At 48.2% G+C, this 2,645-nt stretch carries 2 protein-coding genes; both read left to right on the top strand.

The window, feature by feature from the left end; genetic code table 11:
* Positions 1-171: 171 nt before the first annotated feature.
* A complete protein-coding gene (locus VIM87_RS00940) occupies positions 172-1,869 on the top strand; it encodes a peptidoglycan DD-metalloendopeptidase family protein (RefSeq protein WP_331995152.1) in 1,698 nt (565 codons plus the stop codon).
* A 9-nt stretch (positions 1,870-1,878) separates the two neighbouring features.
* The gene (bcp, locus tag VIM87_RS00935) at positions 1,879-2,352 is read left to right on the top strand and encodes a thioredoxin-dependent thiol peroxidase (RefSeq protein WP_331995151.1); all 474 of its coding nucleotides are present in this window, start codon (positions 1,879-1,881) and stop codon (positions 2,350-2,352) included.
* Positions 2,353-2,645: the final 293 nt, after the last annotated feature.

Here is a 2,645-nt window from a genome sequence, read left to right as displayed (position 1 = left end):
GGCCTGGCCTGGATGCCGGATATACGCTCCAACCCGGAGTTTATATCACTGATAAAAGAAGTAAAGTCAAAGCTGTAAAAGCATTGCTGAATACATTCTACCCCCCGAAGGTTTTGCTTCGGGGGGTATTTTTTTATACTGCATATTTTCCTGACCCTTACATTTGCACTCATGATCAGGAAATTAATAGGCTTTTGCTGTTTATTCCCCCAACTTTTAAGCGCGCAATACTTACCCGGAAAAAATTATCCGCAGGGATATTTCCGTAACCCGCTGAATGTTCCTATTGTGCTGGCCGGCAATTTCGGGGAGCTGCGGCCCAACCACTTTCATTCCGGTATGGATATTAAAACCCAGCAGCGGGAGAACCTGCCGGTACATGCCGCGGCAGACGGGTATGTGAGCCGCATCAGCGTATCGCATACAGGTTACGGGAATGGCTTATACATTACTCACCCTAACGGGTACACGACAGTATACGGGCACCTGAACCGCTTTTTCCCGGCACTGGAGCAGTATGTAAAACAAAAGGCCTATGAGCAGGAAAGCTGGGCCATGGATATACGTATACCGCCCAATATGTTCCCGGTTAAAAAGGGCGACTTTGTAGCCTGGAGTGGTAATACCGGCGGCTCTGCAGGCCCGCACCTGCATTTTGAGATCCGCAATACGCAAACGGAAAAACCGCTGAACCCCTTATTGTTCGGCTTTGATGTGCCGGATACCCGCGCCCCGGAAGTATACCGCATAGCCGTGTACAATATGGATAAAAGTATTTACGAGCAGCAGCCGGTAATGGTAGGGGTGAAAAAAGTGAACGGGGAATATGTAACTACCACGCCGCTTATTAAGGTAAGGGCCTCGCAGGCAGGCATTGGCCTGAATGCGCTGGACCGGCAGAGCAATTCCACCAATCCCAATGGCATTTACGAAGTAATGCTGTTTGATAACGATATACCCAATGAAGGCTTTCAGCTGGATGATATTGGTTATGAGGAAACCCGTTACCTGAATGCGCATATCGACTATAAGGTTAAAAAAGGCGGCGGGCCTTTTCTGCAGCTGGTATTTTCCCTGCCCGGTAATAAGCTGAATATTTATCACGATATAAAGGGCGATGGCACCATTGACCTTTCTGATGGCGCGCCGCATCACATAAAGCTGCTGGTAAAAGATGCCTATGGCAACAGCAGTACTGTGAAGTTTGACCTGCAGCAGTCCGGCGATGCACCGCCCGACCCGCCCTGCGCCAATACTATGTTCCCGGAAAGCCGCAATATTTTTGAGAATAACTGGGTTGAGTTCTTTCTGGATGAAGCTGCGCTGTACGACCGTATCTGCTTCCGCTATACGGAAATTCCCAGCATGAATCCTAAAGCCTGGTCTAACATTTACCACCTGCATACGCCGCTGATACCTATTCATGATGACTTTGACCTGCGCCTGAAAGCTAATAAAATGGTGCCCCTGGAGCTGCAGCATAAGATCGTGATGGTACGCAGCGGCATGGGCGAAAGCGTATCCGGCACCACACTGGAAAATGGCTGGTACAAAGGCCGCTTCCGCGACTTTGGTGATTTTCACCTGGAAGTAGATACTACTGCGCCAAAGATTGCAGTGCTGGGCGCTGTTAAGAATGGCGCTAACCTTGCCAAAGCAGCAAAGCTGGCTTTCAGCATGAACGATAACAGCGGCATTCAAAGCTACCGCGCAGAGCTGGACGGGCACTGGCTGATGCTATCCCGCAAGAGTAATGTGCTTACCTATACTTTTGATGAGCATTGTACTTCCGGCGCGCATACCTTAAAGCTAACGGTAACGGATATAGCAGGTAACACAGGCACCCATACACTTACATTTAACAGGTAACCAACAGCAATGGCAATAGCAACGCATCATTTAAAAGAAGGCGATAAAGCACCGGCATTCAAAGGCGTGGATCAGAACGGCAATACCGTTTCCCTGGCCGGTTTAAAAGGTAAAAAGGTGATCCTTTATTTTTACCCGCACGATATGACGCCCACCTGCACAGTGCAGGCCTGCAACCTGCGGGATAATTACGGCGCGCTGTTAGCAAAGGGCTACGCTGTAGTAGGCATCAGCATTGACAGTGAAAAGAGCCACCAGAAATTTGCAAAGAAATACGACCTGCCTTTCCCTTTGCTGCCGGATGAGGACCTGAAGATCGTGCAGGCATACGGTGTGTTTGGCGAGAAGAAATTCATGGGCCGCATCTTTGACGGCACACACCGTACTACTTTCCTGATCAATGAAAAAGGGATCATAGACAAGATCATTAACAAGCCGGTTAGTAAGAACCATACGGAGGAGATACTTGAGATCTGGAAGTAAGCATAAAGCATAAAGCATAAAGCCGAAAGCACAAAGCATAAAGCATAAAGCATAAAGCATAAAGCATAAAGCTTGCGAAGCGATATCAAACAAACAGTTATAAAATACAAAAGCCCGGTATCATTACCGGGCTTTTGCTTTATGCTTTATGCTTTCAGCCTCAAGCTTATCTCTTTTGTCTTTGTTTCTTGAACAGCTGACCAGTTTTGAACTTGTTACCTTCGGGGCTGCCCACGCGGTCCATTGCGCAACGGAAACCAACGGTATTGGTAGCCATATCTTCCTGCATGTAG

Source organism: Chitinophaga sp. (assembly GCF_036569125.1).
Classification (GTDB): domain Bacteria; phylum Bacteroidota; class Bacteroidia; order Chitinophagales; family Chitinophagaceae; genus Chitinophaga.
Note: the sequence above shows the minus strand (reverse complement) of the source record. Positions and strands in the feature narration are given on the sequence as shown.